Origin of the sequence: Ramlibacter sp., from assembly GCF_029866045.1 — a bacterium.
Taxonomy (GTDB): domain Bacteria; phylum Pseudomonadota; class Gammaproteobacteria; order Burkholderiales; family Burkholderiaceae_C; genus Ramlibacter.
On the sequence record NZ_JARXAB010000042.1, the window covers coordinates 1 to 22,700 of the forward strand.

Genomic DNA, 22,700 nt, shown 5'->3' on the forward strand with positions numbered 1-22,700 from the left:
GACGAAGACGAATTCCTCGCCACCGTCAGCGGTTTCGATGCGCACAGAGCCCGGGCGGATACGCGTGATCAGCGGCGTGTGCCGTGGGTAGATGCCCAGCTCACCGGCCTCGCCGGGCAGCGCGACGAAACGGGCCTCACCGGAGAAGATGCTCTCCTCGGCGCTGACCACGTCCACGCGCATGGTGCGGGTGCTGTCGACCATGGCTTAGGCCGCCATCTTCTTGGCCTTCTCGAAGGCCTCGTCAATGGTGCCGACCATGTAGAAGGCCTGCTCGGGCAGGTGGTCGCACTCGCCGCTGCTGATCATCTTGAAGCCACGAATCGTCTCAGCCAGGGGCACGTACTTGCCCGGCGAGCCGGTGAACACTTCGGCCACATGGAAGGGCTGGGACAGGAAACGCTGGATCTTGCGAGCGCGGGCCACGGCCAGCTTGTCCTCGGGCGCCAGTTCGTCCATGCCCAGAATCGCGATGATGTCGCGCAGTTCCTTGTAGCGCTGCAGGGTGCCCTGCACCGCGCGGGCCACGCTGTAGTGCTCTTCACCAACGACCAGCGGGTCGAGCTGGCGGCTGGTGGAGTCGAGCGGGTCCACGGCCGGGTAGATACCCAAGGCAGCGATGTCACGCGACAGCACCACGGTGGAGTCCAGGTGGGCGAAGGTGGTGGCAGGCGACGGGTCGGTCAAGTCGTCCGCGGGCACGTACACGGCCTGGATCGAAGTGATCGAACCGACCTTGGTGGAGGTGATGCGCTCTTGCAGGCGGCCCATTTCCTCGGCCAGCGTCGGCTGGTAGCCCACGGCGGAAGGCATACGGCCCAGCAGTGCGGACACTTCGGTACCGGCCAAGGTGTAGCGGTAGATGTTGTCCACGAAGAACAGCACGTCGCGGCCTTCGTCACGGAAGGACTCGGCGATGGTGAGGCCGGTCAAGGCGACGCGCAGACGGTTGCCCGGAGGCTCGTTCATCTGGCCGTAGACCATGGCCACTTTGGATTCGGCCAGGTTGTCGAGCTTCACGACGCCGGAGTCGGCCATCTCGTGATAGAAGTCGTTGCCCTCACGGGTACGCTCGCCCACACCCGCAAACACCGACAGACCGGAGTGGGCTTTGGCGATGTTGTTGATGAGCTCCATCATGTTCACGGTCTTGCCCACGCCGGCGCCGCCGAACAGGCCCACCTTGCCGCCTTTGGCGAAGGGGCAGACCAGGTCAATCACCTTGATGCCGGTCTCGAGCAGTTCTTGCGAGGGAGACAGCTCGTCATAGGCGGGGGCTTTGCGGTGGATGGACGCCGAGAGGGTGCCGTCCACAGGGCCACGCTCGTCAATCGGGTTGCCCAGCACGTCCATGATGCGGCCCAGGGTGGCCATGCCCACCGGCACCGTGATCGGCTTTTCGGTGTTGTAGACCATATTGCCGCGGCGCAGGCCGTCCGACGACCCCAGCGCAATGGTGCGCACGATGCCGTCACCCAGCTGCTGCTGGACTTCGAGCGTCAGGGCCGTGCCGTCCATCTTGAGGGCGTCGTAGACCTTGGGCATCTGGTCACGCGGAAACTCCACGTCGACCACGGCGCCGATACATTGAACGATCTTTCCCTGAACGCTTGCGTTCGCCTTCGAGTTGTCTTGAGCCATTTGTTGCTCCTTCTAATTTAAACGGCAGCGGCGCCCGCCACGATCTCCGAAAGTTCTTTCGTGATCGCAGCTTGACGCGTCTTGTTGTAGACCAGCTTGAGTTCGGCAATCACATTGCCGGCGTTGTCGGTCGCGGACTTCATTGCCACCATGCGCGCCGATTGCTCGGACGCCATGTTCTCGGCAACGGCCTGGTAAACCAGCGCCTCGACGTACCGCAACAGCAGTTCGTCGATCACGGTCTGGGCATCGGGCTCATAGATGTAGTCCCAGCCAGGTCCGGTGGACTGGGCTTGCATCGCCTCGGAGGACAGGGGCAGCAACTGCTCGATCACCGGCTCCTGCTTCATCGTGTTGATGAACCTGGTGTAGCAGAGGTGAACGGCCTTGAGCTCGCCTGCAGCGTACTTGTCCAGCAACACCTTGACAGGGCCGATGAGGCGCTCGAGATGCGGTGTATCGCCCAGTTGGGTTGCGTGCGACACCACCTTGGCGCCCATGCGATTGAGAAAACCCAAACCCTTGTTGCCGATGGCCACCGCCTCGGCACCGTGACCGGCAGACCCCAGCTCGCGCAGCTTGTTGGTCACCGCACGCAGCACGTTGGTGTTCATGCCGCCGCACAGGCCTTTGTCGGTGGTGATGACGATGAAGCCGACCGACTTGGACTCGTGCACCTGCATGAAGGGGTGCGTGTACTCGGGGTTGGCCTTGCCCAGGTTGGCGGCGATGGTGCGCACCTTTTCAGCGTAGGGCCGGGCCGCACGCATGCGGTCCTGCGCCTTGCGCATCTTGGAGGCGGCAACCATTTCCATGGCCTTGGTGATCTTCTTGGTGTTTTCCACCGATTTGATCTTGCCGCGAATCTCTTTTCCAGCAGCCATGTTGCGTCCCGTCCGGCTTAGGCGAAGGTCTTCTTGAACGCCTGGATGCCCGCGGTCAACTCAGCCTCGGCATCCTTGTCCATGGCCTTGTCGTTCTCGAGCTTGGCCAGCAGGGCAGCATGCTTGTCCTTGAGGTAGCTGTGCAGCCCGCCTTCGAAGGCCAGGACGCGCTTGACTTCGAGGTCGTCGAAGTAGCCCTTGTTCACGGCAAACAGCGAGGCAGCCATCAGGCTGATCGACAGCGGCTGGTACTGAGCCTGCTTGAGTAGCTCCGTCACACGGGCGCCGCGGTCAAGCTGCTTGCGGGTGGCTTCGTCCAAGTCGGAGGCGAACTGGGCGAAGGCCGCGAGCTCGCGGTACTGCGCCAGGTCGGTACGAATACCGCCGGAGAGCGACTTGATCAGCTTGGTCTGGGCAGCGCCACCGACGCGCGACACCGAGATGCCAGCGTTGATGGCGGGGCGAACACCGGCGTTGAACAGGCTGGTTTCCAGGAAGATCTGGCCGTCGGTGATCGAGATCACGTTGGTCGGCACGAAGGCAGACACGTCGCCGGCCTGCGTCTCAATGATCGGCAGGGCGGTCAGCGAACCGGTCTTGCCCTTGACTTCGCCTTTGGTGAAGGCTTCGACGTAGTCGGCATTCACTCGGGCGGCGCGCTCGAGCAGGCGGCTGTGGAGATAGAACACGTCGCCGGGATAGGCTTCGCGGCCCGGGGGACGGCGCAGCAGCAGGGAGACTTGGCGGTAAGCCACAGCCTGCTTGGACAGGTCGTCATAAATGATCAGGGCGTCTTGGCCGCGGTCGCGGAAGTACTCGCCCATGGTGCAGCCAGAGTAGGCCGACACGTACTGCATGGCGGCAGACTCGGAGGCCGAGGCGGCGACGACGATGGTGTAGTCCATCGCACCGGCCTGCTCCAGGGAGCGCACCACGTTCTTGATCGACGACGCCTTCTGGCCGATGGCGACGTAGATGCAGGTCAGGTTCTGACCCTTCTGGTTGATGATCGCGTCGATCGCCACGGCGGTCTTGCCGGTCTGGCGGTCGCCGATGATCAGCTCGCGCTGGCCTCGACCGATCGGCACCATGGAGTCGATCGACTTGAGGCCGGTTTGCACCGGCTGGTCCACCGATTTACGCGCGATCACGCCCGGGGCGACCTTCTCAATCACGTCGGTCATCTTGGCGTTGATCGGGCCTTTGCCGTCGATCGGCTGGCCCAGGGCGTTCACTACGCGGCCAATCAGCTCGGGGCCGACAGGCACTTCAAGAATGCGGCCCGTGCACTTGACGGTGTCGCCTTCGGAGATGTGCTCGTACTCGCCCAGAATCACCGCGCCGACAGAGTCGCGCTCGAGGTTCAGGGCCAGACCGAAGGTGGGCTCGCCCTTGGCGTTGGCGGGGAACTCCAGCATCTCACCGGCCATCACGTCGGACAGGCCGTGAACGCGGGTGATACCGTCGGCCACGGAGACCACGGTGCCCTGGTTACGGATGTCGGCAGTGCCGGCCAGCCCTTCGATGCGGCTCTTGATCAGTTCAGAAATCTCTGCGGGATTGAGTTGCATGACTCTTTCCTTTCCTTGTGTTTGCTGCGCGGCACGAGGCCGTAGTTAGGCAGTGAGCGCGACCTTCATCTGCTCGAGACGGGCCTTGACGGAGGTGTCGAGCACCTCATCGCCAACCACCACGCGAATGCCGCCAATGAGGGAGGTGTCTTCCCGGACGGCGACGGTGAGCTTGCGGCCGAAGCGCTTTTCGAGCGCAGCGGACACCGTGTTCAGGTCGTCGGCGGAAATGGGGAAGGCGCTGAAGACCACCGCGTCGCTGGTCCCGGTTTGCGCGTTCATGAGTGCGCGAAACTGGGAGGCGATTTCAGGGAGGGCCGACAAGCGGTCGTTTTCGACCACGGTACGCAGGAAGTTCTGGCCGGCCACCGGCAGCGACACGCCGGCGACCTGGGAGACCAGGCCATACACCTGCGCGTCGGACACCTTGGGATTGGCGGCAAACTGAAGCAGTTGCGCGTCCGCACCGACGGCACCCAGTGCATCGAGCCACTGGGAGGCGGCGGACAGGTCTGCCCGGCTCGCCTGGAAGAGAGCTTCCGCGTAGGGACGGGCGATGGTGGCGAGTTCGGCCATGTGCGCGCCTTTTACAGCTGGGCCTGCAGGTCGCGCAGGAGCTCGGCGTGAACGCCGGCGTTGACTTCCTTGCGCAGGATCTGCTCGGCGCCCTTGACGGCCAGAACCGCCACCTGCTCGCGCAGGGCTTCGCGGGCCTTGACGACCTGTTGCTCGGCTTCAGCACGCGCAGCGGCGACGATCTTGGCGGCTTCTTCCGAGGCGCGGCCTTTGGCCTCCTCGATGATCGCCTGAGCACGACGCTCGGCATCAGCCAGGCGTGCGGCGGTCTCGGTCCGCGACTTGGACAGCTCGGCTTCGACGCGCTGATTGGCAGCGCTCAGCTCGGACTTGGCCTTGTCGGCGGCCGCAAGACCTTCAGCGATCTTCTTGGCGCGCTCGTCGAGGGCGGCGGTGATCGGAGGCCAGACGAATTTCATCGTGAACCCGACCAAAATCAGGAACACGATCATCTGAACGATGAGGGTACCGGTGATGCTCACTTTTCATCCTTCAGCCCGGGGTGTCTGTTAGACACTCGGGCAGTGACGTGGAGTAACGGGCGCAAGGCTCAGGATTACTTCGGCAGGTTGGCGATCTGGGCCAGGAAGGGGTTAGCCGTAGCGAACCACAGGGCGATACCGGTACCGATAATGAACGCGGCGTCGATCAGTCCGGCCAGCAGGAACATCTTCGTCTGCAGTTCGTTCATCAGTTCGGGCTGGCGGGCAGCAGCTTCCAGGTACTTGCTGCCCATGATGCCGATACCGATACAGGCACCGACGGCACCCAGACCGATGATCAGGCCGGCGGCCAGTGCGACAAAGCTGATAACTTCCATGATTGCTCCTAAGGGACTTGGTTAGAAAAAAACGAAAGGGAAACTGGGAGGAGATGCGTCAATGCGCGTCGTGGGCTTGGCCGATATAGACGAGGGTCAACATCATGAACACGAAGGCCTGCAGCGTGATGATCAGAATGTGGAAGATCGCCCAGGCCGAGCCAGCAATGATGTGGCCGACCGCCAGTGCGACGCCCGTGGCCGAGAGCGACCAGGCACCACCCATGAGGGCTATCAGCAAGAAAATCAGCTCGCCCGCGTACATGTTGCCGAACAGTCGCATGCCGTGCGACACGGTCTTGGCGACAAACTCAATGATCTGCATCAGGAAGTTGAACGGCCACAGCGCGGGGTGGCTACCGAACGGCGCGGTAAACAGTTCGTGCATCCAGCCGCCGAAACCCTTGATCTTCACGTTGTAGAACAGGCAAACCAGAAGCACGGCCAGCGACAGCCCCATCGTCACCGACAGGTCGGCGGTGGGCACCACACGCATGTAGGCGTGATGGGGGTCGTGACCGGCTGCACCGTAAATCTTCTCGAAGATCAGCGGGAGCAGATCGACCGGGAGCAGGTCCATGGCATTGAGCAGGAAGATCCACACAAAAACGGTCAGTGCGAGGGGCGAGACCAGCTTGCGGCTTTCCGCGTTATGGACGATGCCCTTGGCCTGCGAGTCGACCATGTCGACCAAGACCTCGACAGCCGCCTGGAATCGGCCGGGAACGCCAGAGGTCGCCTTGCGAGCGGCCAGCCAGAGCAACCAGCAGCCCACCACACCGAGGGTGATGGACCAGAAGATAGAGTCAAAGTTGAAGACGGTGAAGTCAACCACCGCCGTCGGCTTGTGGTTCTGAAGGTGGGTCAGGTGGTGAACGATGTATTCACCTGCGGTAGGTCCGTGTTCAGCAGCCATCTTGTCTTACTTGACTCTCTGTTCAGCGACCCGCATCCGGGTCGGCCCATTCAACCGTTTGACGCGGCGCCGGCTTGAAAGCCAACGCCACCCAGTACACCTTCATCGTCAGCACCATTCCGACCAGCAAAGCCGGCCAGCTCAGCGCAGACACCCACTTCGGCGCCACTGCCAACAGGGCAATGGAGACCGCTATCTTGACCATCTCCCAGGCCATGAAGCCGACAGTTGCCGTCCCTGCGTTGAGCGAGGAAAACCGCCCGGTGAGACCCCTCGCAAAAATCACGGCGGGCACCACCACCACCAGCGCGCCGTAACCGGCGGACCAACCGACGCTCTGCCGACCCGTCACAGCCCAGGCAACCAAGGCCACAAACAGCCCCACTGCCACCTGCCACACGACAACACGCCAAGGGGACACCGAGGGGTGCTTATCGCGCAAGCGTTGCGCCTCCTCGGCACTGAGCGGCTTGAAGGGCGGCTCGTCCTGCGGCGTCTGGTGGGAAGGGGCTTGATGTGTCATTCGATACTGCCCTTGCCGAGACATCCACAAACGCTGACCTACATTTCAGCAAACTCATCGATTATATGAGGGGAAACCCGGTCGCTGACGCGTTTGTGGATATCCCGACATGGGCTGGGGGATGGGAGCGCGCACGCATGCACGCCAAAGGTATTCATTTTGCCGACGGGCCGCTCTCGCGCGTAGCGGCCACAATCGACTCGGCGCGATGATGCGCCGCCAGCACGCCAGCACGTCCACATGAGCCGCCCCGATTCTTCCGCTACCCCAGCGTCTCGCGCGTCGAACGCCGACTCGTTGATCGACTACCCCTGCCAATTCCCCATCAAGGTGATGGGACACAGAGCCGACGGGTTTGTCGAGGCGATCACCGCCATCGTCCTGCGCTTTGACCCCGCCTTCAATCCGGCCAGCGTGGAACTGCGTGACAGCAGTACGGGCAAGTACCGGGGCATCACGCTCACGATCATGGCAACCAGCCGGCATCAGCTCGACGACTTGTACCGGGCGCTCAGCGGCCACCCGATGGTCAAGGTGGTCCTCTGAGCGCGATGCAAGGGCCATCGCTGCCGGGGATGCAGGTGCTGGTCCACGGTCAGCTCGACTACCTGCCGACCTATCAGGCCATGCAGGACTTCACCACTGCGCGCAGCCCCGACACCCCTGACCAGCTCTGGCTCTGCGAGCATCCGCCAGTGTTCACCCTGGGGCTGGCGGGGCAGGCCAGCCACCTGCTGGCGCCTGGCAACATCCCGGTGGTAGCCACCAACCGCGGCGGCCAGGTGACCTACCACGGGCCTGGACAGGTGGTGGCCTACCCGCTGCTGGACCTGCAACGCGCCGGCTACTTCGTGAAGGAATATGTGCACCGGCTGGAGGAGGCGGTGATACGGACCCTGGCCGATTTCGGCGTGACCGGCCTGCGGGTGCGCGGCGCACCGGGCATTTATGTGCGCCCACAGGACCCTGGCAGCCACCAGCGTCTGCCCGAGACGGCGCCAGGCCAGGATCCATTTGCCGGCTTGGCCAAGATCGCGGCACTGGGCATCAAGGTCAGCCGGCATCGGACTTACCACGGTGTGGCGCTCAACGTGAACATGGACCTTGAGCCCTTCTCCCGTATCAACCCCTGCGGCTATGCGGGGCTGGAAACGGTCGACCTTTCTACAATTGGCGTGTCGACCACCTGGAACGAGGCGGCGGTGGTGCTGGGCCGCAAGCTCGAGGCGCTGCTCCCCGCCTGAAAGCACACACCATGAGCTCCACTCCGATCGTCCGCGAAGCCCAAGGCTTGGACAGCTACAACCCTTCGGCCAAGCAAAAGGCTGCGGCCAAGCTCTCGCGCATTCCGGTCAAGGTCGAGCGTGCAGAGGTGCTGAAAAAGCCCGAGTGGATACGCGTCAAGGCCGGCTCCCCCTCGACGCGCTTCTACGAGATCAAGCAGATCCTGCGGGAGAACAAGCTCAACACGGTCTGCGAGGAGGCCTCCTGCCCCAACATCGGCGAATGCTTCGGCAAGGGTACGGCGACCTTCATGATCATGGGCGACAAGTGCACGCGGCGCTGCCCCTTTTGCGATGTCGGCCATGGACGCCCTGACCCCTTGGACGTGAACGAGCCAGACAACTTGGCGCGCACCATCGCCCGCCTGCAACTGAAGTACGTCGTCATCACCAGCGTGGACCGCGATGACTTGCGCGACGGTGGCAGCCAGCATTTCGTCGACTGCATCCGCAAGACACGGGAGCTCTCGCCGTCGACCACCATCGAGATCCTGGTGCCTGATTTTCGCGGCCGCGACGACCGCGCTCTGAACATTCTCCAGGCTGCTCCTCCCGATGTGATGAACCACAACATGGAGACCGTCCAGCGCCTGTACAAGGAGGCCCGACCCGGCTCCGACTACGCGTTCAGCCTGAACCTGCTCAAGAAGTTCAAGGCGCTCTTCCCCGAGGTGCCCACCAAGAGCGGCCTGATGGTCGGCCTGGGCGAGACCGACGAGGAAATCCTGCAGGTGATGCGCGATATGCGGGCGCACGACATCGACATGCTCACGGTCGGGCAGTATCTGGCGCCCTCCACGTCGCACCTGCCGGTGCGGCGCTATGTGCACCCAGACACCTTCAAGATGTTCGAGGAAGAGGCCTACAAGATGGGCTTTACCCACGCCGCAGTGGGCGCGATGGTGCGCTCGAGCTACCACGCAGATCAGCAGGCGCACGCCGCTGGTGTGGCCTAAACCGTGGGTATGCACGAGAGCGCACCCGTAGCCGCGGGGGCCAGCACCGCCGCTGGCGGCTGACTCGCGCGACCTTCGAGGATGCATCCACTCCTCTATGCCCTGGGCGCGATTGCGCTGTGGGCATCGCTGGCCTCCCTGGGCCTGAGCCTGTCCCATCTGCCGCCCTTCCTACTGACCGGCCTGGCACTGGTGATCGGCAGCGTCCCCGCCTGGCCACTGGTTCGGCAGTGGAAGGTTCCGCCACGCACCCTGGCCCTCGGCCTCTACGGCCTGTTTGGCTACCACTTCCTGCTCTTCCTCGCCTTGCGCCTGGCGCCGCCAGTGGAGGCCAACCTGGTCAACTACCTCTGGCCCTTGCTGATCGTGGTGATGGCACCGCTGATCCTGCCCGGAACCCGCCTGCGCCCGGTGCACCTGGCCTCGGCCCTGGCGGGCTTCGCCGGCGCGGCGGTGGCCATCCTGGGGGTCGGCGCCGAGGCTCAGGGCGTCTGGTCCTGGGGCTACCTCCTAGCGCTGGGCGCGGCCTTTTCGTGGTCGAGCTATTCCTTGTGGACGCGCCGCGTACCGCCCTTTCCGACTGCGGCCATCGGCCTGTTCGGCTTGCTGTCGGGCCTGCTCGCGCTGGCCTGCCACTGGCTGCTCGAGCCCGCCACCAAGTTGTCTGGCCACGACTGGGCCCTCATCACGGTCATGGGATTGGGGCCGCTAGGCGCTGCCTTTTTCCTTTGGGACAAGGCGCTCAAGCTGGGTGATGCCCGACAGATCGGCATCCTGAGCTACCTCACACCGCTGGCATCGACCCTGCTGTTGCTCATAGTGAGTGGGCGGCCGCTCACGTCCAAAATCACGCTGGCTGCGGTCCTGATCATCGGCGCTGCCGTGATCGGCACACGGGCACGCTGAGGAAAGGGTCCGCCAGGGCGGATACGGCGCGAACGAGGGGCGCGCGGAGCCGTGAGGCGCCACACGCCAAACTTATTCGAGAAACTTGGCCGGGTCCTCGGCGGCCAGCACCTGGACCACCCAGGGCTTGAGCCGGGCGGTATCGGCCCGCAGCACTTCCTGCTTAACCGCCAGCACCTGGGCCGGGTGCATGGAGAAACTGCGCAGACCCAGCCCCAGCAAGAGCCGGGTGTAGGCCACGTCGCCGGCCATCTCGCCGCAAACGCTGACCGGTTTGCCCTGGGCTCGGCAAGCAGCAATGGTATCGGCCACCAGACGCAGCACTGCCGGATGGCAGGGGTCATACAGGTGGGCGACCGACTCGTCGGCACGGTCGATGGCCAGGGTGTACTGGATCAGGTCGTTGGTGCCGATGGAAAGGAAATCAAAGTACTTGAGGAAGGTCGGAAGGATCAGGGCGGCCGCCGGAATCTCGATCATCGCGCCCAGGGCCACAGGGCCGTAGGCGGTACCACGATTGTCCAACTCAGCGCGAGCAAAGTCGACCAAAGCGAGCGTCTGCCGAATCTCGCTGGCATGGGCCAGCATGGGAATCAGCAGGTTGACCTTCCCGTGGGCCGCCGCCCGCAGGATGGCCCGCAGCTGGGTGAGGAACATGGACGGCTCGGCCAGGCTCCACCGAATGGCGCGCAAGCCCAGGGCTGGGTTGAGGTGTCCCTCGTCGCGGCGGGTGTCGTCCAGCGGCTTGTCGGCGCCCACGTCAATGGTGCGGATGGTGACCGGCATCCCCTGCATGCCCTCGACCGCCCGCTTGTAGGCCTGGTATTGCTCTTCCTCGTCGGGCAGCTTGCCCTGGCGGCCCATGAAGAGGAACTCGGAGCGGAACAGGCCCACACCAACCGCGCCGGCGGCCAAAGCGCCAGCTGCGTCCTCGGGCAACTCGATGTTGGCCAGCAGGTCGATCCGTTCGCCGTCAAGCGTGACGGCGGGGGTGTGCGTGAGGCGGGCCAGCCGCCCCCGCTCGAGTTCGGCCTGGCGCTGCTTGAATCCGTATTCGGCGAGGATGATCGGCGAGGGGTCGACGATCATCACGCCAGCATCGCCATCGATGATGACCCAGTCGTCCTGGCGTACGAGGTGGCTGGCGCTGCGCGCCCCCACCACGGCGGGAATGTCCATGCTGCGGGCGACGATGGCGGTATGCGAGGTCTTGCCGCCCACGTCGGTCACGAAGCCAGCGAACACGCTCTGCTTAAACTGCAACATGTCCGCAGGTGAAAGGTCATGGGCGATCAGGATCAGCGGCACATCCGTGGTGCCGTCCAACTGCAAGTCCTGCTGCCGGGACGCCTGGCCGCGGCGCGTGCCCAGCGCTGGCTGCGGGACCGGCGAAGCCACGCCTTTCATATGCCGCAGAACGCGCTCGGCCACCTGTTCGAGGTCGGACTTGCGCTCGCGCAGGTACTCGTCCTCCATCTCGTCGAATTGGCGTGAGAGCGCCTCGAGCTGGGTGGTCAGCGCCCATTCTGCGTTGTAGAGACGCTCGGTGATCCAGTGCTTCACGCCAGAGACCAACTCCTGGTCCTGCAACAGCATCAGGTGCACATCCAACAGGGCGGAGAGCTCGTGTGGCGCCTCCTTGGGGCCCATGTTGCCGATGGTCTGCTGCAGGCGGTGCAACTCATCGATCACTGCATCGCGGCCTTGCCGCAGTCGGGCGATTTCGGCCTCGACCTGCATCGGATCGATGAAGTAATGGGCCACGTCCACCCGGCCAGCCATCAGGACGGCACGGCCGATCGCGATGCCGCGGGCAACAGGGAGGCCGTGGATGGCGAAAGTCACCGGCTCATTCCCCTTCGCCGAACTTGTCCTGAATGAGCGCGACCAGGGCGTCCATGGCCTCGCGCTCCTGCTCGCCGCTGGTTTCAAGAACCACCTCGGTCCCCAGGCCAGCGGCCAGCATCATGACGCCCATGATGCTCTTGGCGTTGACACGGCGCTCCCCGCGCGAGAGCCAGATCTCGCAAGGGAAGGAGCCCGCCAGCTTGGTGAGCTTGGCCGAGGCACGCGCGTGCAGGCCGAGCCTATTGCTGATGGAAATGGGTGTCTGGATCATGGTGCTGGATGCGCTTTTGGTTTTGGGGCGCGGTAATGGCCACCTGCATCACGCCCTGGGTTCCACCACTCACAGCTCGCGCAACCAAGGCATCGAGAGGCTCATGGCGGTAACTCACTGCCCGCAAAATCATGGGCAGATTGACGCCTGTGACCAGCCGGGTGTTGACGCCGTCGACGAGCTTCTGGGCGACGTTGCTGGGCGTGGCACCGAAGAGGTCGGTGAGCACCAGCGCTGTTCGGACTTGGGGGACGTCCATAAGCTGCTGCAGGGCAATGCGGGCAGTCGCCAGCGTTTCCTCCGGTGACAGGTTGGGCTGCACATCGACCGCGGCCACGGTGGCGCCGCAATCGGGAAACACATGCAAGGCGCACTGACGCATCGCGTGCGCCAGGGGGGCGTGACAGATGATCAGAACGCCGTTCATCGATCGGCATTATGTCCCCGGGGCGCGGCCGGGGCTTTCCCTATCGGCTGAGACCGCAGAGGTGACCCAGAATCCCCGCATGAATTCACTGAACGGCATCCGCATCCTCGACCTGTCCCGCGTGTTGGCAGGGCCCTGGTGCACTCAGACCCTGGCCGACCTGGGTGCGGATGTCATCAAGATCGAGCGCCCCGGCCAGGGCGATGACACCCGGGGCTGGGGCCCGCCCTTCCTGCAGGACGCCGACGGCCGGGACACGGCCGAGTCGGCCTACTTCCTCGCTACCAACCGCAACAAGCGCTCGGTTACCTGCGACATCGCCTCACCAGGGGGCCAGGCCCTGGTGCGCGACCTGGTGCGCCACTGTGATGTGTTCGTCGAAAACTTCAAGGTTGGAGACATGGCGCGCTACGGGCTGGACTATGCATCCCTGCGCGAGGTGAACCCGAGCTTGGTTTACTGCAGCATCACCGGCTTCGGGCAAACCGGCCCCTACCGTGAGCGCGCAGGGTACGACTACGCCGTCCAGGGCATGGGCGGCCTCATGAGCGTGACCGGGGAGCGTGACGGCCAGGTCGACGCACTGGGCGAGCCCCTGGCCGGTGGGCCACAAAAAGTCGGTATTGCGGTCGCTGACCTGTTTACCGGGATGTACGCCACTGTCGGCATTCTGGCCGCGCTGCGCCATGCCGAACGCACGGGCCAGGGCCAGCATCTGGACATGGCACTCCTGGACACCCAGGTTGCAGTGCTGGCCAATCTGGGCGCCAACTACCTCGTCAGCGGCCAAGTGCCGCGACGGGCCGGCAACGCCCACCAGAACATCGTGCCCTACCAGGTGTTCGAGGTCGCCCGGCGACCAGACGGCCAACCCGACCATGTCATCCTGGCGGTGGGCAATGACAGTCAGTTCGCCCGCTTTTGCGATCTGGCTGGCCAGCCCGAGCTGGCGACGGATCCGCGCTTCGCCCGCAATGCTGACCGGGTACGCCACCGCGAGACCCTGGTGCCGCTCCTGGAGATCGTGATGAAAACCCGTGGCAAAGCCCAGTGGCTCTCGGCGTTGGAGGCGGCCAAGGTCCCCTGCGGCGCCATCAACGATCTGGCCGAGGTATTCGCAGACCCGCATGTTCAGGCCAGGGACATGGTCGATGAATGGGCACACCCCCACCACGCAGGCCTTCGCCTGGTGGCCAGCCCGCTGAAGATGAGCGGTACCCCGGTCAGGCACGACATGCCGCCCCCGCAGCTGGGTCAGCACACCGAGCAGGTGCTGGCCGAGGTGCTGGGTCTGCCTAGCGAGCAGATCGAAGCCCTGCGACAGCAGGACATCATCTAACGGGCGGCACCATACGGGAATAGACCGACCGGCCTGCTTCGGGCGCTGGGGCGGTGCATACTTCACGCCTCCTGAGTCAGCTCAAATACCCATGACAAAACGCGCCTGGAGTCTGATCGCGATCGCCCTGCTGGCGATTGGCGCCGCCGTGATTTATCTCTCGGGTCCCAGCGACCGTGCGCCGGCCTCGACCTTTGTCCTGCTTGACGGCAGCAAGAAGACCACCGGGGACCTGCGCGGACAGGTCACCCTGGTCAATTTCTGGGCGACCAGTTGCGCCAGTTGCGTGGCCGAGATGCCGGAAATGGTGGCCACCCACCAAAAGTACCAGAGCCGCGGCTACCAGACCTTGGCAGTCGCCATGAGCTACGACCCGCCGGCCTATGTGGTGAACTTCACGCAGACGCGCAAGCTGCCCTTCCAGGTCGCCATCGACAACACCGGCGAGGTGGCCAAGGCCTGGGGCGACGTGCGACTCACGCCCACGACTTACCTGGTGAACAAGCGCGGGCAGATCGTCAAGCGCTACGTGGGCACGCCGGACTTTGACGAGCTACATCTGCTGATCGAGAAGCTGCTGGCCGAGGCCTGAAGCCACTCGGAGAACCCACTGAAAGCCCGGCAGCGCCAGGCTTTCAAATAGGCATACAACCTGCCTCAGTTGCGGAAGGAGTCGTGGCAGGCCTTGCAGCTGGCAGCCGTAGAGCCAAACGCCGCCTTGAGGTTGTCGAGGTTGTTGGTCTTGGCCGCTACCAAGAGCTTGGCCGCCTCGGCCTGCAGTTTTTCCGAGCTGTCCTTGAACTTGACCTGCTCGGTCCAGATTTCGGGGCGGGCCTTGTTAGAAAGCTTCTCGGTGCCGGGCACGAAGCCTGCCCAGGGTAGGCGGGCCTGGGCGACGAACTCCTCGGCATTTTCAACGGCGACCTTGGAATCGAAGGGCGCGCGGCCGGAGGCCATAGCCCCCAGACGATCGAAATGCGACTTCATCTTCTTGAGCGCGCCTTGGCGGTAGTTCACCGCATCCTCGGGCTTTGCGAACGTCGGCTGGGCCAACGAGGGCAGGGACAGGGTGAAGGCGGCCACGGCGAGCGCCAGGGTACGGAACAGCGTCATGATTTGATCTCCCTCAGTGAAACGCCACCCCCTAGGGGCATGGGCGGCGCGAATCGGCAAAATGCAATAGCCTGTTAAAGCTAAATGGTTTGTAGCAGATACCCGGCTCGTCCGGACAAGAAGAAGGAATACACCCATGTCTCAGTCCACCGCTGAAGCCCCCCCAACCCACCGAGTCCGGGTGTGGGACCTGCCGCTGCGCCTCTTTCACTGGGGCCTGGCCGTGGCCGTCGTCGGTGCGGTGGCCTGCGCCCAGATTCCCGGGGTTCCGGTTGAGTGGCATGCGCGCTTTGGCTACACGGCGCTCGCACTGCTGCTCTTCCGGCTAGTCTGGGGGTTTGTCGGTGGCTACTGGTCCCGTTTTTCTCGGCTGCGCCCGACCCCCGCCCGCCTACGCGCCTACCTACGCGGAGCCCCCCAACCCGATGATCACGTCGGCCACTCGCCGGTGGGCGCGCTGGCCACCCTCGCACTGCTCGCGGTACTTGCTTTGCAGGTCGGGACCGGCCTCCTAGCCGACGACGAGATCGCCTTCGTCGGCCCCCTCAACCAATTGGTGAGCACTGCCACCGGACTGGCGGCAACCGAATGGCACAAGCACCTCGGCAAGCTGCTAGTTCTGGTGCTGGTCGCCCTGCATGTGGCGGCCGTGCTCTACTACCTGTGGGTACGCAAACAAAACCTAGTGGCGCCCATGGTTCACGGGGACAAGGTTCTGACGCAGCCCGCCAGAGCGTCCCGCGATGACGGGCCGTTGCGGCTGTGGGGTCTTGTTCTGGGAGCGCTGGCCGCAGGTGCCGTCGGCTGGCTGGTCCTGCAAGCTGGCTGAGGGTCGCACGCTACACTGACCCGACGCGACTTCAACGCTCTGCCTTGGACCCTTCAACCGCCCACGAGATCCGCTCCATCAGCGCCGGCGACACTGCCGGCGTGGCGCTCGTGCGCGAAATCTTCCTTGAGTACGCGCAAAGCCTGGGCATCCCGCTGGACTTCCAGGACTTTGACCAAGAGATCGCTGACCTACCTGGCGCCTACGAACCGCCACGCGGCGCCCTCTTGCTGGCCTACGTGGACGGCGTGCTGGCAGGTTGTTGCGCGCTCAGACCCCTGGACGCCTCCGACTATGCCAGCGCAGCCGAGATCAAGCGCCTGTACGTTCGGCGCCCCTTCCGCGGCTTCGGCCTAGGACGCTCGCTGGCCGAAGCTATTTTGGACGCCGCCCGTCAAGCGGGCTACGCCTGCGTGTTGCTAGACACCCTGAGCGACATGGAAGCAGCCAGGGCGCTCTACGAAGACCTCGGCTTCACCGAGATACCGCCTTACTATCACAACCCGATCGCAGGCGCTCATTACCTCAAGGCCGACCTCTAAGAAGCGGCCTCTGCGCGCAGGCGAATTTGCCTGCGGCACGGGGAATCAAGCCTTGGCCTGCGCGAGCATCGTCTGCGCGTCGCTGACCTCGAATTTGCCCGGGCCTTCGACGTTAAGAGTGGCCACCTTACCGTCTTTTACCAACATCGAATAGCGATTGCTGCGCACGCCCATGCCGCGCGCGCTGAGGTCGAGGGTCAGACCAGCGGCCTTGGCAAAATCGGCGGCGCCGTCACCCAGCATACGAACCTTGCCCGCGGTCTTTTGCTCGCGTGCCCAAGCGCCCATGACGAAGGCGTCGTTCACGCTGAGGCACCAAATCTCGTCCACACCGGCCTTCTTAAGCTCTTCGAACTTTTCGACATAGCCAGGCACATGCTTGGCAGAGCAGGTCGGGGTGAACGCGCCCGGCAGGGCGAACAAAGCGATGGTTTTGCCAGCCGTGGCCTTGGCCACTTCGACCGGGTTGGGGCCGATGCTGCAGCCATTGCCCTCGACCTCGGAGTATTCGTAGAGGGTGGCGCTGGGAAGGGTATCTCCGACTTTGATCATGGTTGTGCTCCTAAGGGTTGGCGCCCCGCGAGGGGCAGAAAAAGAAACTAGCCAAAAGAAAAACGGCCCATTGTGGGCCGTTTTTCCAAGGTGCGCAGGCGCAGGGAAATCAGACTTCCACGGCCTTTTCGACCAGCCGGGTTGCGACCCAGTTCTTGGTCTTCGAAATCGGGCGGCTCTCGGTGATCTCGATGACATCGCCGAGGTGGTACTCACCCTTTTCGTCGTGTGCGTGGTACTTGCTCGACTTGGCAACGATCTTGCCATAGAGCTCGTGCTTGACGCGTCGTTCAACCAAGACGGTGACCGTCTTAGCGCGCTTGTCGCTCACCACTTTGCCGATCAGGGTGCGCTTGAGGGAGGTTTTGGCTTCCGTCATGGTCACTCCTTATTTGGCAGACTCGGCGCGCTTCTGAGCCAGGACGGTCTTGGCGCGCGCAATGTCACGGCGCGTGAGGCGCAGCGTGGCGGTGTTATTGAGTTGTTGCGTGGCCTTCTGCATACGCAGCCCGAAGTGGGCTTTTTGCAGATCTTTGACCTCGGCCTCGAGGCCGGCAACGTCTTTTTGGCGCAGTTCAGCAGCATTCATGGTGTTCTCCTGAATCAAGCGCCGAGCATACGGCTGACGAAGGTGGTGCGCAGAGGCAGCTTGGCAGCCGCCAATCTGAACGCCTCGCGAGCGAGCTCCTCGGGCACACCGACGATCTCGTAGAGCACCTTGCCCGGTTGGATTTCGGCGACGTAGTACTCCGGGTTGCCCTTACCGTTACCCATACGCACTTCGGCGGGCTTTTGGGAGATCGGCTTGTCGGGGAACACGCGGATCCAGATGCGACCGCCACGCTTGACGTGACGGGAGATCGCGCGACGCGCGGCCTCGATCTGGCGGGCCGTCAGACGGCCACGATCCGTGGACTTCAGACCGAAGTCACCGAACGCCACCGAGTTGCCTCGGGTGGCGATGCCGGTGTTACGGCCCTTCTGCTCTTTGCGGTATTTGCGGCGAGCGGGTTGCAGCATGGTTTACTCTCCTTTGCCGTCAGCTGCCGGGGCAGCCGGCGCGGCGACCTTGCGGGCCACGCGCTTAACGGCAGGTTTCGGTGCATCAGCACCTGCGGTTGCTTCTTGCGGCTTGTCGGTGCCATCCGTGGGGGCCACATTGCCGGCGCCGGTGGTGCGGCGCGGGGCGCCACGACGATCGCCACCCGGACCCGGGCGCTGGCCATCACGGCGCGGACCACGCGGACCGCGACGCTCCTCGCCCTCGGGGCGGGGGGTGCTGTCCAGCGAGGGCGCATCGCTGCGGCCCAGGGTGTCGCCCTTGTAGACCCACACCTTGACGCCGATAACGCCGTAGGTGGTCTTGGCTTCGGAGAAGCCGTAGTCGATGTCGGCACGCAAGGTATGGAGCGGCACGCGACCTTCGCGGTACCACTCGCAACGTGCGATTTCGATGCCGTTGAGCCGGCCTGAGGACATGATCTTGATGCCCTGTGCGCCCAGGCGCATCGCGTTCTGCATGGCGCGCTTCATCGCACGGCGGAACATGATGCGCTTCTCGAGCTGCTGGGTGATGCTGTCGGCGATCAGTTGGGCATCGACTTCGGGCTTGCGCACTTCCTCGATGTTGACCGCGACGGGTACGCCCAGGCGAGAAGCGAGTTCCTTTTTCAGGTTCTCGATGTCTTCGCCCTTCTTGCCGATCACCACGCCCGGACGCGCCGAGAAGATGGTGATACGGGCGTTCTTGGCAGGGCGCTCGATCAGGATGCGCGAGACGGCGGCATTCTTCAGCTTGGCCTTCAGGTACTCACGCACCTTGATGTCTTCGGCCAGCATGCCCGCGAAGTTGCGATTGCTCGCGTACCAGCGGCTGGACCAGTTGCGGCTCACCGAAAGACGGAAGCCAGTCGGGTGGATTTTTTGTCCCATGTTCTTCCCAGGCCTTTCAGTTGCCAACCGTCACGTACACATGGCACGTGGGCTTGCTGATACGGTTGCCGCGGCCCTTGGCGCGCGCGGTGAAGCGCTTGAGGGTGGCGCCTTGCTCGACGTAGATGGTTTTGACCTTCAGTTCGTCAATGTCGGCGCCGTCGTTGTGCTCGGCGTTCGCAATCGCGGACTCGAGCACCTTCTTGACGATGCCAGCGGCTTTCTTCTGGGTGAAGTTCAGGATGTCGAGGGCCTGATCCACCTTCTTGCCGCGGATCAGATCAGCGACCAGACGGCCTTTGTCGACCGACAGACGGACGCCCCGGAGGACTGCACGTGTTTCCATGGTCATTCCTTACTTCTTCTGGACTTTTTTGTCTGCGGGGTGACCCTTGAACGTACGGGTCAGAGCGAATTCGCCTAGCTTGTGTCCCACCATCTGGTCGGTGACATAGACCGGCACATGCTGTTTGCCGTTGTGGACGGCAATCGTCAGGCCGATGAACTCAGGCAGGATCATCGAGCGGCGCGACCAGGTCTTGATCGGCTTCTTGTCCTTGTTGGTGACGGCCTTGTCGACCTTGGCCAGCAAGTGATGGTCGACGAACGGGCCCTTCTTGAGAGAACGAGTCATTGGCTACCCCTTACTTCTTGCGACGCGACACGATCATGACCTGCGTGCGCTTGTTGTTACGGGTACGGTAACCCTTGGTCAGGTTGCCCCACGGATCCACCGGCACGCGGCCTTCACCAGTGCGGCCCTCACCACCACCGTGCGGGTGGTCGATCGGGTTCATGGCGGTACCACGGACAGTCGGGCGGATGCCCATGTGACGCTTCACACCGGCCTTGCCCAATTGGCGGAGGCTGTGCTCTTCGTTGGCAACTTCGCCGATGGTGGCGCGGCACTCGATGTGGATCTTGCGAACCTCACCCGAGCGCATGCGAACCTGGGCATAAGTGCCTTCGCGCGCCAGCAGGGTGGCAGAGGCGCCAGCCGAACGAGCGATCTGGGCGCCCTTGCCGGGCTGCAGCTCGATGCAGTGGATGGTCGAACCCACCGGAATGTTGCGAATCGGCAGGGTGTTGCCAGCGCGGATCGGGGCTTCCGAACCGGACAGCAGGGTTGCACCGACTTCCAGGCCACGCGGGGCAATGATGTAGCGACGCTCGCCGTCGGCGTAACACACCAGAGCGATGTGGGCCGTACGGTTCGGGTCGTACTCGACACGCTCCACCTTGGCGGGAATGCCATCCTTGTCACGGCGGAAGTCGACCACACGGTAATGGTGCTTATGACCACCGCCCTTGTGGCGAACGGTGATGTGGCCGTTGTTGTTGCGGCCGGACTTCTGGTGCTGGGGTTCCAGCAGGGGCGCGTAGGGCTCACCCTTGAACAGGTGGTCACGCGTGACCTTGACCACGGCACGCTGGCCGGGCGAGGTCGGTTTCATCTTGATGACTGCCATGGTTTACGCAGCCTCCCCGGAGAAATTGAGCTCTTGACCGGGCTGCAGCATCACGTAGGCCTTGCGAATGTTGTCGCGGCGGCCCACCGAGCGGCCGAAGCGCTTGGTCTTGCCCTTGGTGTTGACCACAGAGACGCCCTTGACCTGGACCTTGAACATGAGTTCAACAGCGGCCTTGATCTCGGGCTTGGTGGCGTCCTGCAGGACCTTGAACGTCACGGCATTGGACTTGTCGGCCACCTGCGTCGCCTTTTCGGAGACGATGGGGGCGATGAGCACCTGCATCAGACGGCCTTCATCGAACTTGCGTTCGGCGGGGGTAGGGTTCACACGGCTCATGCGAACATCTCCTTGAGCTGGTCCATGGCACCCTTGGTGACCAGCACCTTCTTGTAGTGCACCAGCGACAGCGGGTCGGCGTAACGGGGCTCGACAACCAGGATGTTGACCAGGTTGCGAGAGGCCAGGTACAGGTTCTCGTCCACTTCCTCGGCGATGACAAGGACGTTGTCGAGGTTCATGGCCTTGAACTTGGCGGCCAGCGCCTTGGTCTTGGGCGAGTCCACCTTGAGGGACTCGACCACAGCCAAGCGGCCTTCACGGGCCAACTGGGAGAAGATGGACGCCATGCCGGCGCGGTACATCTTCTTGTTGACCTTTTGGGTGAAGTTCTCGTCCGGGCTGTTCGGGAAGGTACGGCCGCCTCCGCGCCACAGCGGCGAGGAGGTCATACCGGCACGAGCGCGGCCCGTGCCCTTTTGCTTGAACGGCTTCTTGGTGGAGTGCTTGACCTGCTCACGGTCTTTCTGGGCACGGGTACCCAGACGCGCGTTGGCTTGGTAAGCGACGACGATCTGGTGGACCAGGTCTTCGTTGTATTCGCGGCCGAACACGGTCTCAGGCGCGTCCACTTTGGAGGCGGCTTGGCCCTGCTCGTTCAGGAGTTCGAGTTGCATTACTTCGCTCCCTTGTCTGCCGCCTTGGCCTTGACGGCCGGGCGAACGGTGACGAAGCCGCCTTTGGCGCCAGGGACGGCGCCCCGGATCAGCAGCAGTTGACGCGCTTCGTCGATACGAATGACATCCAGGTTTTGGATGGTCTTGGTGACGTCACCGAGGTGGCCCGACATTTTCTTGCCCGGGAACACGCGGCCCGGGTCCTGGGCCATCGAGATGGAGCCTGGGACGTTGTGGGAACGGCTGTTACCGTGGGAGGCGCGCTGAGACGAGAAGTTGTGGCGCTTGATGGTGCCCGCGAAGCCCTTACCGATCGAAGTGCCCTGCACATCGACCTTCTGGCCAACGGCAAACAGGTCCGTCACGGGCAGCGTGGTGCCTGCGGCGTACTTGGCAGCCGCCTCAGCGGTGACACGAAATTCCTGGGTGATCTCGCCGGCCTGGACGCCTGCCTTGGCGAGGTGACCTGCTTGCGGCTTGGTCACGCGCGAAGCCTTGCGCGCACCGAATGTGACCTGAAGGGCCACATAGCCGTCGTTCTCGTCGGTCTTGACCTGGGACACGCGGTTGTTGGACACATCCACCACCGTGACAGGCACTGCGTCCCCATCATCGTTGAAGAGACGCATCATGCCAACCTTGCGGCCCAGCAACCCGAGGGAGTTGCTTTGACTCATGTTGTACTCCGTTGCAATCGCCGCAGCCGCTTCAATTGGCTTCTGCGTTTGACGTCTCGCTTCTCAAAAAAGCGCGAGACGGCGAAAGAAGGTTGATAAAAGCTCAGCCCCTTCAGGAGCCGAGCCAAAAATTATAACCCGCGCCACGAGCGGCCCGCAAGACTTTGCGAGTCTGCGCCGCGAGATGGCGCAGATGTGACGCCCTTGGTATTACTGCAGCTTAATTTCGACGTCTACGCCGGCCGGGAGGTCGAGCTTCATCAGAGCGTCAACGGTCTTGTCGGTCGGATCGACGATGTCCATCAGGCGCTGGTGGGTACGGATTTCGAACTGGTCACGGGAGGACTTGTTGACGTGCGGCGAACGCAGGATGTCGAAGCGCTTCATGCGGGTCGGCAGGGGCACGGGGCCCTTCACGATCGCGCCGGTGCGCTTGGCGGTATCAACAATCTCAGCGGCGGACTGGTCGATCAACTTGTAATCGAAGGCCTTGAGGCGGATGCGGATTTTCTGCTGGGCCATTCGATTACTCCATGATCTTGGCGACGACGCCCGAGCCGACGGTCTTGCCACCTTCGCGGATGGCAAAGCGCAGGCCTTCTTCCATGGCAATCGGGGCGATCAGCTTCACAGTGATCGACACGTTGTCGCCAGGCATCACCATCTCTT

General features: G+C 63.5%; 32 protein-coding genes and 2 pseudogenes. 8 read left to right on the forward strand and 26 right to left on the reverse strand.

Annotated features, from left to right (window positions below; genetic code table 11):
* The 9 genes and pseudogenes from QE494_RS04745 to QE494_RS04785 form a co-directional block, all read right to left on the reverse strand.
* A pseudogene (locus QE494_RS04745) lies at nucleotides 1-204 on the reverse strand (F0F1 ATP synthase subunit epsilon); the annotation flags it as partial.
* A 3-nt stretch (nucleotides 205-207) separates the two neighbouring features.
* Nucleotides 208-1,641, reverse strand: a complete 1,434-nt coding sequence (gene atpD / locus QE494_RS04750; RefSeq protein ID WP_300041761.1) for a F0F1 ATP synthase subunit beta — start codon at nucleotides 1,639-1,641, stop codon at nucleotides 208-210.
* A gap of 17 nt (nucleotides 1,642-1,658) precedes the next feature.
* Nucleotides 1,659-2,525 carry a F0F1 ATP synthase subunit gamma gene (gene atpG, locus QE494_RS04755; RefSeq protein WP_300041762.1) on the reverse strand — a complete coding sequence of 289 codons (867 nt, stop codon included), beginning with the start codon at nucleotides 2,523-2,525 and terminating at the stop codon, nucleotides 1,659-1,661.
* A gap of 17 nt (nucleotides 2,526-2,542) precedes the next feature.
* Nucleotides 2,543-4,096: a F0F1 ATP synthase subunit alpha gene (atpA, locus tag QE494_RS04760; protein WP_300041763.1), complete on the reverse strand. Its 1,554-nt coding sequence runs from the start codon at nucleotides 4,094-4,096 to the stop codon at nucleotides 2,543-2,545.
* A gap of 45 nt (nucleotides 4,097-4,141) precedes the next feature.
* Complete coding sequence (locus tag QE494_RS04765; protein ID WP_300041764.1) at nucleotides 4,142-4,672, reverse strand: F0F1 ATP synthase subunit delta; 531 nt, start codon at nucleotides 4,670-4,672, stop codon at nucleotides 4,142-4,144.
* A gap of 11 nt (nucleotides 4,673-4,683) precedes the next feature.
* A complete protein-coding gene (locus QE494_RS04770) occupies nucleotides 4,684-5,154 on the reverse strand; it encodes a F0F1 ATP synthase subunit B (protein WP_300041765.1) in 471 nt (156 codons plus the stop codon).
* A 74-nt stretch (nucleotides 5,155-5,228) separates the two neighbouring features.
* Nucleotides 5,229-5,495: a F0F1 ATP synthase subunit C gene (gene atpE / locus QE494_RS04775; protein ID WP_299766926.1), complete on the reverse strand. Its 267-nt coding sequence runs from the start codon at nucleotides 5,493-5,495 to the stop codon at nucleotides 5,229-5,231.
* A 55-nt stretch (nucleotides 5,496-5,550) separates the two neighbouring features.
* A complete protein-coding gene (gene atpB, locus QE494_RS04780; protein ID WP_300041766.1) occupies nucleotides 5,551-6,408 on the reverse strand; it encodes a F0F1 ATP synthase subunit A in 858 nt (285 codons plus the stop codon).
* Between the two features lie 22 nt (nucleotides 6,409-6,430).
* Complete coding sequence (locus QE494_RS04785; protein WP_300041767.1) at nucleotides 6,431-6,931, reverse strand: ATP synthase subunit I; 501 nt, start codon at nucleotides 6,929-6,931, stop codon at nucleotides 6,431-6,433.
* A gap of 240 nt (nucleotides 6,932-7,171) precedes the next feature.
* Here QE494_RS04785 and QE494_RS04790 point away from each other — a divergent pair, with 240 nt between their 5' ends.
* From QE494_RS04790 to QE494_RS04805, 4 genes are all read left to right on the forward strand, one after another.
* Nucleotides 7,172-7,477 carry a YbeD family protein gene (locus QE494_RS04790; protein ID WP_300041768.1) on the forward strand — a complete coding sequence of 102 codons (306 nt, stop codon included), beginning with the start codon at nucleotides 7,172-7,174 and terminating at the stop codon, nucleotides 7,475-7,477.
* Between the two features lie 29 nt (nucleotides 7,478-7,506).
* Nucleotides 7,507-8,175: a lipoyl(octanoyl) transferase LipB gene (gene lipB, locus QE494_RS04795; protein WP_300041790.1), complete on the forward strand. Its 669-nt coding sequence runs from the start codon at nucleotides 7,507-7,509 to the stop codon at nucleotides 8,173-8,175.
* Nucleotides 8,176-8,186: 11 nt separating this feature from the next.
* Nucleotides 8,187-9,170, forward strand: coding sequence for a lipoyl synthase (gene lipA, locus QE494_RS04800; protein ID WP_300041769.1), 984 nt, complete (start codon nucleotides 8,187-8,189; stop codon nucleotides 9,168-9,170).
* Nucleotides 9,171-9,251: 81 nt separating this feature from the next.
* Entirely contained in the window at nucleotides 9,252-10,076 is an 825-nt protein-coding gene (locus QE494_RS04805) for a DMT family transporter (protein ID WP_300041771.1), read from the forward strand.
* Nucleotides 10,077-10,148: 72 nt separating this feature from the next.
* On the opposite strand, the gene ptsP is transcribed toward QE494_RS04805, so the two are convergent.
* Genes ptsP through QE494_RS04820 form a run of 3 tightly spaced genes read right to left on the reverse strand, consistent with a single transcriptional unit; the run spans nucleotide 10,149 to nucleotide 12,622 of the window.
* Nucleotides 10,149-11,921, reverse strand: a complete 1,773-nt coding sequence (gene ptsP, locus QE494_RS04810; protein WP_300041772.1) for a phosphoenolpyruvate--protein phosphotransferase — start codon at nucleotides 11,919-11,921, stop codon at nucleotides 10,149-10,151.
* A 4-nt stretch (nucleotides 11,922-11,925) separates the two neighbouring features.
* Nucleotides 11,926-12,195 (reverse strand): HPr family phosphocarrier protein, encoded by a 270-nt coding sequence (locus tag QE494_RS04815; RefSeq protein ID WP_300041773.1) that lies wholly within the window; start codon nucleotides 12,193-12,195, stop codon nucleotides 11,926-11,928.
* The gene (locus QE494_RS04820) at nucleotides 12,164-12,622 is read right to left on the reverse strand and encodes a PTS sugar transporter subunit IIA (protein WP_300041774.1); all 459 of its coding nucleotides are present in this window, start codon (nucleotides 12,620-12,622) and stop codon (nucleotides 12,164-12,166) included. Before QE494_RS04820 ends, QE494_RS04815 begins: the two co-directional genes overlap by 32 nt.
* 79 nt (nucleotides 12,623-12,701) lie before the next feature.
* On the opposite strand from QE494_RS04820, the gene QE494_RS04825 reads away from it, so the two are divergent.
* Nucleotides 12,702-13,961, forward strand: a complete 1,260-nt coding sequence (locus QE494_RS04825) for a CaiB/BaiF CoA-transferase family protein (RefSeq protein WP_300041775.1) — start codon at nucleotides 12,702-12,704, stop codon at nucleotides 13,959-13,961.
* A 91-nt stretch (nucleotides 13,962-14,052) separates the two neighbouring features.
* Nucleotides 14,053-14,553 carry a TlpA disulfide reductase family protein gene (locus QE494_RS04830; RefSeq protein ID WP_300041776.1) on the forward strand — a complete coding sequence of 167 codons (501 nt, stop codon included), beginning with the start codon at nucleotides 14,053-14,055 and terminating at the stop codon, nucleotides 14,551-14,553.
* Between the two features lie 65 nt (nucleotides 14,554-14,618).
* On the opposite strand, the gene QE494_RS04835 is transcribed toward QE494_RS04830, so the two are convergent.
* The gene (locus tag QE494_RS04835; RefSeq protein WP_300041777.1) at nucleotides 14,619-15,074 is read right to left on the reverse strand and encodes a cytochrome c; all 456 of its coding nucleotides are present in this window, start codon (nucleotides 15,072-15,074) and stop codon (nucleotides 14,619-14,621) included.
* A 136-nt stretch (nucleotides 15,075-15,210) separates the two neighbouring features.
* Here QE494_RS04835 and QE494_RS04840 point away from each other — a divergent pair, with 136 nt between their 5' ends.
* The gene (locus tag QE494_RS04840) at nucleotides 15,211-15,903 is read left to right on the forward strand and encodes a cytochrome b/b6 domain-containing protein (protein ID WP_300041778.1); all 693 of its coding nucleotides are present in this window, start codon (nucleotides 15,211-15,213) and stop codon (nucleotides 15,901-15,903) included.
* 68 nt (nucleotides 15,904-15,971) lie between these two features.
* Nucleotides 15,972-16,445, forward strand: a complete 474-nt coding sequence (locus QE494_RS04845; RefSeq protein ID WP_300041791.1) for a GNAT family N-acetyltransferase — start codon at nucleotides 15,972-15,974, stop codon at nucleotides 16,443-16,445.
* Between the two features lie 45 nt (nucleotides 16,446-16,490).
* Here QE494_RS04845 and QE494_RS04850 read toward each other — a convergent pair whose 3' ends face one another.
* The 13 genes and pseudogenes from QE494_RS04850 to tuf form a co-directional block, all read right to left on the reverse strand.
* Complete coding sequence (locus tag QE494_RS04850; protein WP_300041779.1) at nucleotides 16,491-16,997, reverse strand: peroxiredoxin; 507 nt, start codon at nucleotides 16,995-16,997, stop codon at nucleotides 16,491-16,493.
* A 109-nt stretch (nucleotides 16,998-17,106) separates the two neighbouring features.
* Nucleotides 17,107-17,376 carry a 30S ribosomal protein S17 gene (gene rpsQ, locus QE494_RS04855; RefSeq protein ID WP_300041780.1) on the reverse strand — a complete coding sequence of 90 codons (270 nt, stop codon included), beginning with the start codon at nucleotides 17,374-17,376 and terminating at the stop codon, nucleotides 17,107-17,109.
* A gap of 9 nt (nucleotides 17,377-17,385) precedes the next feature.
* Nucleotides 17,386-17,586, reverse strand: coding sequence for a 50S ribosomal protein L29 (rpmC, locus tag QE494_RS04860; protein WP_300041781.1), 201 nt, complete (start codon nucleotides 17,584-17,586; stop codon nucleotides 17,386-17,388).
* A 14-nt stretch (nucleotides 17,587-17,600) separates the two neighbouring features.
* Nucleotides 17,601-18,017, reverse strand: a complete 417-nt coding sequence (gene rplP, locus QE494_RS04865) for a 50S ribosomal protein L16 (RefSeq protein ID WP_300041782.1) — start codon at nucleotides 18,015-18,017, stop codon at nucleotides 17,601-17,603.
* Between the two features lie 3 nt (nucleotides 18,018-18,020).
* On the reverse strand, nucleotides 18,021-18,929 hold the full coding sequence (gene rpsC / locus QE494_RS04870) for a 30S ribosomal protein S3 (RefSeq protein ID WP_300041783.1): 909 nt from the start codon (nucleotides 18,927-18,929) through the stop codon (nucleotides 18,021-18,023).
* Between the two features lie 16 nt (nucleotides 18,930-18,945).
* Entirely contained in the window at nucleotides 18,946-19,275 is a 330-nt protein-coding gene (rplV, locus tag QE494_RS04875; RefSeq protein WP_300041784.1) for a 50S ribosomal protein L22, read from the reverse strand.
* A gap of 9 nt (nucleotides 19,276-19,284) precedes the next feature.
* Nucleotides 19,285-19,563: a 30S ribosomal protein S19 gene (gene rpsS, locus QE494_RS04880; protein WP_300041785.1), complete on the reverse strand. Its 279-nt coding sequence runs from the start codon at nucleotides 19,561-19,563 to the stop codon at nucleotides 19,285-19,287.
* A gap of 10 nt (nucleotides 19,564-19,573) precedes the next feature.
* Nucleotides 19,574-20,398, reverse strand: coding sequence for a 50S ribosomal protein L2 (gene rplB, locus QE494_RS04885; RefSeq protein ID WP_300041786.1), 825 nt, complete (start codon nucleotides 20,396-20,398; stop codon nucleotides 19,574-19,576).
* 3 nt (nucleotides 20,399-20,401) lie between these two features.
* Complete coding sequence (rplW, locus tag QE494_RS04890; RefSeq protein WP_300041787.1) at nucleotides 20,402-20,737, reverse strand: 50S ribosomal protein L23; 336 nt, start codon at nucleotides 20,735-20,737, stop codon at nucleotides 20,402-20,404.
* Nucleotides 20,734-21,354, reverse strand: a complete 621-nt coding sequence (gene rplD / locus QE494_RS04895) for a 50S ribosomal protein L4 (protein WP_300041788.1) — start codon at nucleotides 21,352-21,354, stop codon at nucleotides 20,734-20,736. Before rplD ends, rplW begins: the two co-directional genes overlap by 4 nt.
* Nucleotides 21,354-22,031: a 50S ribosomal protein L3 gene (gene rplC / locus QE494_RS04900; RefSeq protein ID WP_300041789.1), complete on the reverse strand. Its 678-nt coding sequence runs from the start codon at nucleotides 22,029-22,031 to the stop codon at nucleotides 21,354-21,356. Before rplC ends, rplD begins: the two co-directional genes overlap by 1 nt.
* 210 nt (nucleotides 22,032-22,241) lie before the next feature.
* Nucleotides 22,242-22,553: a 30S ribosomal protein S10 gene (rpsJ, locus tag QE494_RS04905; protein ID WP_145895499.1), complete on the reverse strand. Its 312-nt coding sequence runs from the start codon at nucleotides 22,551-22,553 to the stop codon at nucleotides 22,242-22,244.
* A gap of 4 nt (nucleotides 22,554-22,557) precedes the next feature.
* A pseudogene (gene tuf, locus QE494_RS04910) lies at nucleotides 22,558-22,700 on the reverse strand (elongation factor Tu); the annotation flags it as partial.

Coding starts and splice junctions, on each gene's coding strand:
- atpD (WP_300041761.1), bottom strand. CDS start 1,641: ATGGCTCAAGACAACTCGAAGGCGAACGCAAGCGTTCAGGGAAAGATC.
- atpG (WP_300041762.1), bottom strand. CDS start 2,525: ATGGCTGCTGGAAAAGAGATTCGCGGCAAGATCAAATCGGTGGAAAAC.
- atpA (WP_300041763.1), bottom strand. CDS start 4,096: ATGCAACTCAATCCCGCAGAGATTTCTGAACTGATCAAGAGCCGCATC.
- QE494_RS04765 (WP_300041764.1), bottom strand. CDS start 4,672: ATGGCCGAACTCGCCACCATCGCCCGTCCCTACGCGGAAGCTCTCTTC.
- atpB (WP_300041766.1), bottom strand. CDS start 6,408: ATGGCTGCTGAACACGGACCTACCGCAGGTGAATACATCGTTCACCAC.
- QE494_RS04785 (WP_300041767.1), bottom strand. CDS start 6,931: ATGACACATCAAGCCCCTTCCCACCAGACGCCGCAGGACGAGCCGCCC.
- QE494_RS04790 (WP_300041768.1), top strand. CDS start 7,172: ATGAGCCGCCCCGATTCTTCCGCTACCCCAGCGTCTCGCGCGTCGAAC.
- lipB (WP_300041790.1), top strand. CDS start 7,507: ATGCAGGTGCTGGTCCACGGTCAGCTCGACTACCTGCCGACCTATCAG.
- lipA (WP_300041769.1), top strand. CDS start 8,187: ATGAGCTCCACTCCGATCGTCCGCGAAGCCCAAGGCTTGGACAGCTAC.
- QE494_RS04805 (WP_300041771.1), top strand. CDS start 9,252: ATGCATCCACTCCTCTATGCCCTGGGCGCGATTGCGCTGTGGGCATCG.
- QE494_RS04815 (WP_300041773.1), bottom strand. CDS start 12,195: ATGATCCAGACACCCATTTCCATCAGCAATAGGCTCGGCCTGCACGCG.
- QE494_RS04820 (WP_300041774.1), bottom strand. CDS start 12,622: ATGAACGGCGTTCTGATCATCTGTCACGCCCCCCTGGCGCACGCGATG.
- QE494_RS04825 (WP_300041775.1), top strand. CDS start 12,702: ATGAATTCACTGAACGGCATCCGCATCCTCGACCTGTCCCGCGTGTTG.
- QE494_RS04830 (WP_300041776.1), top strand. CDS start 14,053: ATGACAAAACGCGCCTGGAGTCTGATCGCGATCGCCCTGCTGGCGATT.
- QE494_RS04835 (WP_300041777.1), bottom strand. CDS start 15,074: ATGACGCTGTTCCGTACCCTGGCGCTCGCCGTGGCCGCCTTCACCCTG.
- QE494_RS04840 (WP_300041778.1), top strand. CDS start 15,211: ATGTCTCAGTCCACCGCTGAAGCCCCCCCAACCCACCGAGTCCGGGTG.
- QE494_RS04850 (WP_300041779.1), bottom strand. CDS start 16,997: ATGATCAAAGTCGGAGATACCCTTCCCAGCGCCACCCTCTACGAATAC.
- rpsQ (WP_300041780.1), bottom strand. CDS start 17,376: ATGACGGAAGCCAAAACCTCCCTCAAGCGCACCCTGATCGGCAAAGTG.
- rpmC (WP_300041781.1), bottom strand. CDS start 17,586: ATGAATGCTGCTGAACTGCGCCAAAAAGACGTTGCCGGCCTCGAGGCC.
- rplP (WP_300041782.1), bottom strand. CDS start 18,017: ATGCTGCAACCCGCTCGCCGCAAATACCGCAAAGAGCAGAAGGGCCGT.
- rpsC (WP_300041783.1), bottom strand. CDS start 18,929: ATGGGACAAAAAATCCACCCGACTGGCTTCCGTCTTTCGGTGAGCCGC.
- rplV (WP_300041784.1), bottom strand. CDS start 19,275: ATGGAAACACGTGCAGTCCTCCGGGGCGTCCGTCTGTCGGTCGACAAA.
- rpsS (WP_300041785.1), bottom strand. CDS start 19,563: ATGACTCGTTCTCTCAAGAAGGGCCCGTTCGTCGACCATCACTTGCTG.
- rplB (WP_300041786.1), bottom strand. CDS start 20,398: ATGGCAGTCATCAAGATGAAACCGACCTCGCCCGGCCAGCGTGCCGTG.
- rplW (WP_300041787.1), bottom strand. CDS start 20,737: ATGAGCCGTGTGAACCCTACCCCCGCCGAACGCAAGTTCGATGAAGGC.
- rplD (WP_300041788.1), bottom strand. CDS start 21,354: ATGCAACTCGAACTCCTGAACGAGCAGGGCCAAGCCGCCTCCAAAGTG.
- rplC (WP_300041789.1), bottom strand. CDS start 22,031: ATGAGTCAAAGCAACTCCCTCGGGTTGCTGGGCCGCAAGGTTGGCATG.
- rpsJ (WP_145895499.1), bottom strand. CDS start 22,553: ATGGCCCAGCAGAAAATCCGCATCCGCCTCAAGGCCTTCGATTACAAG.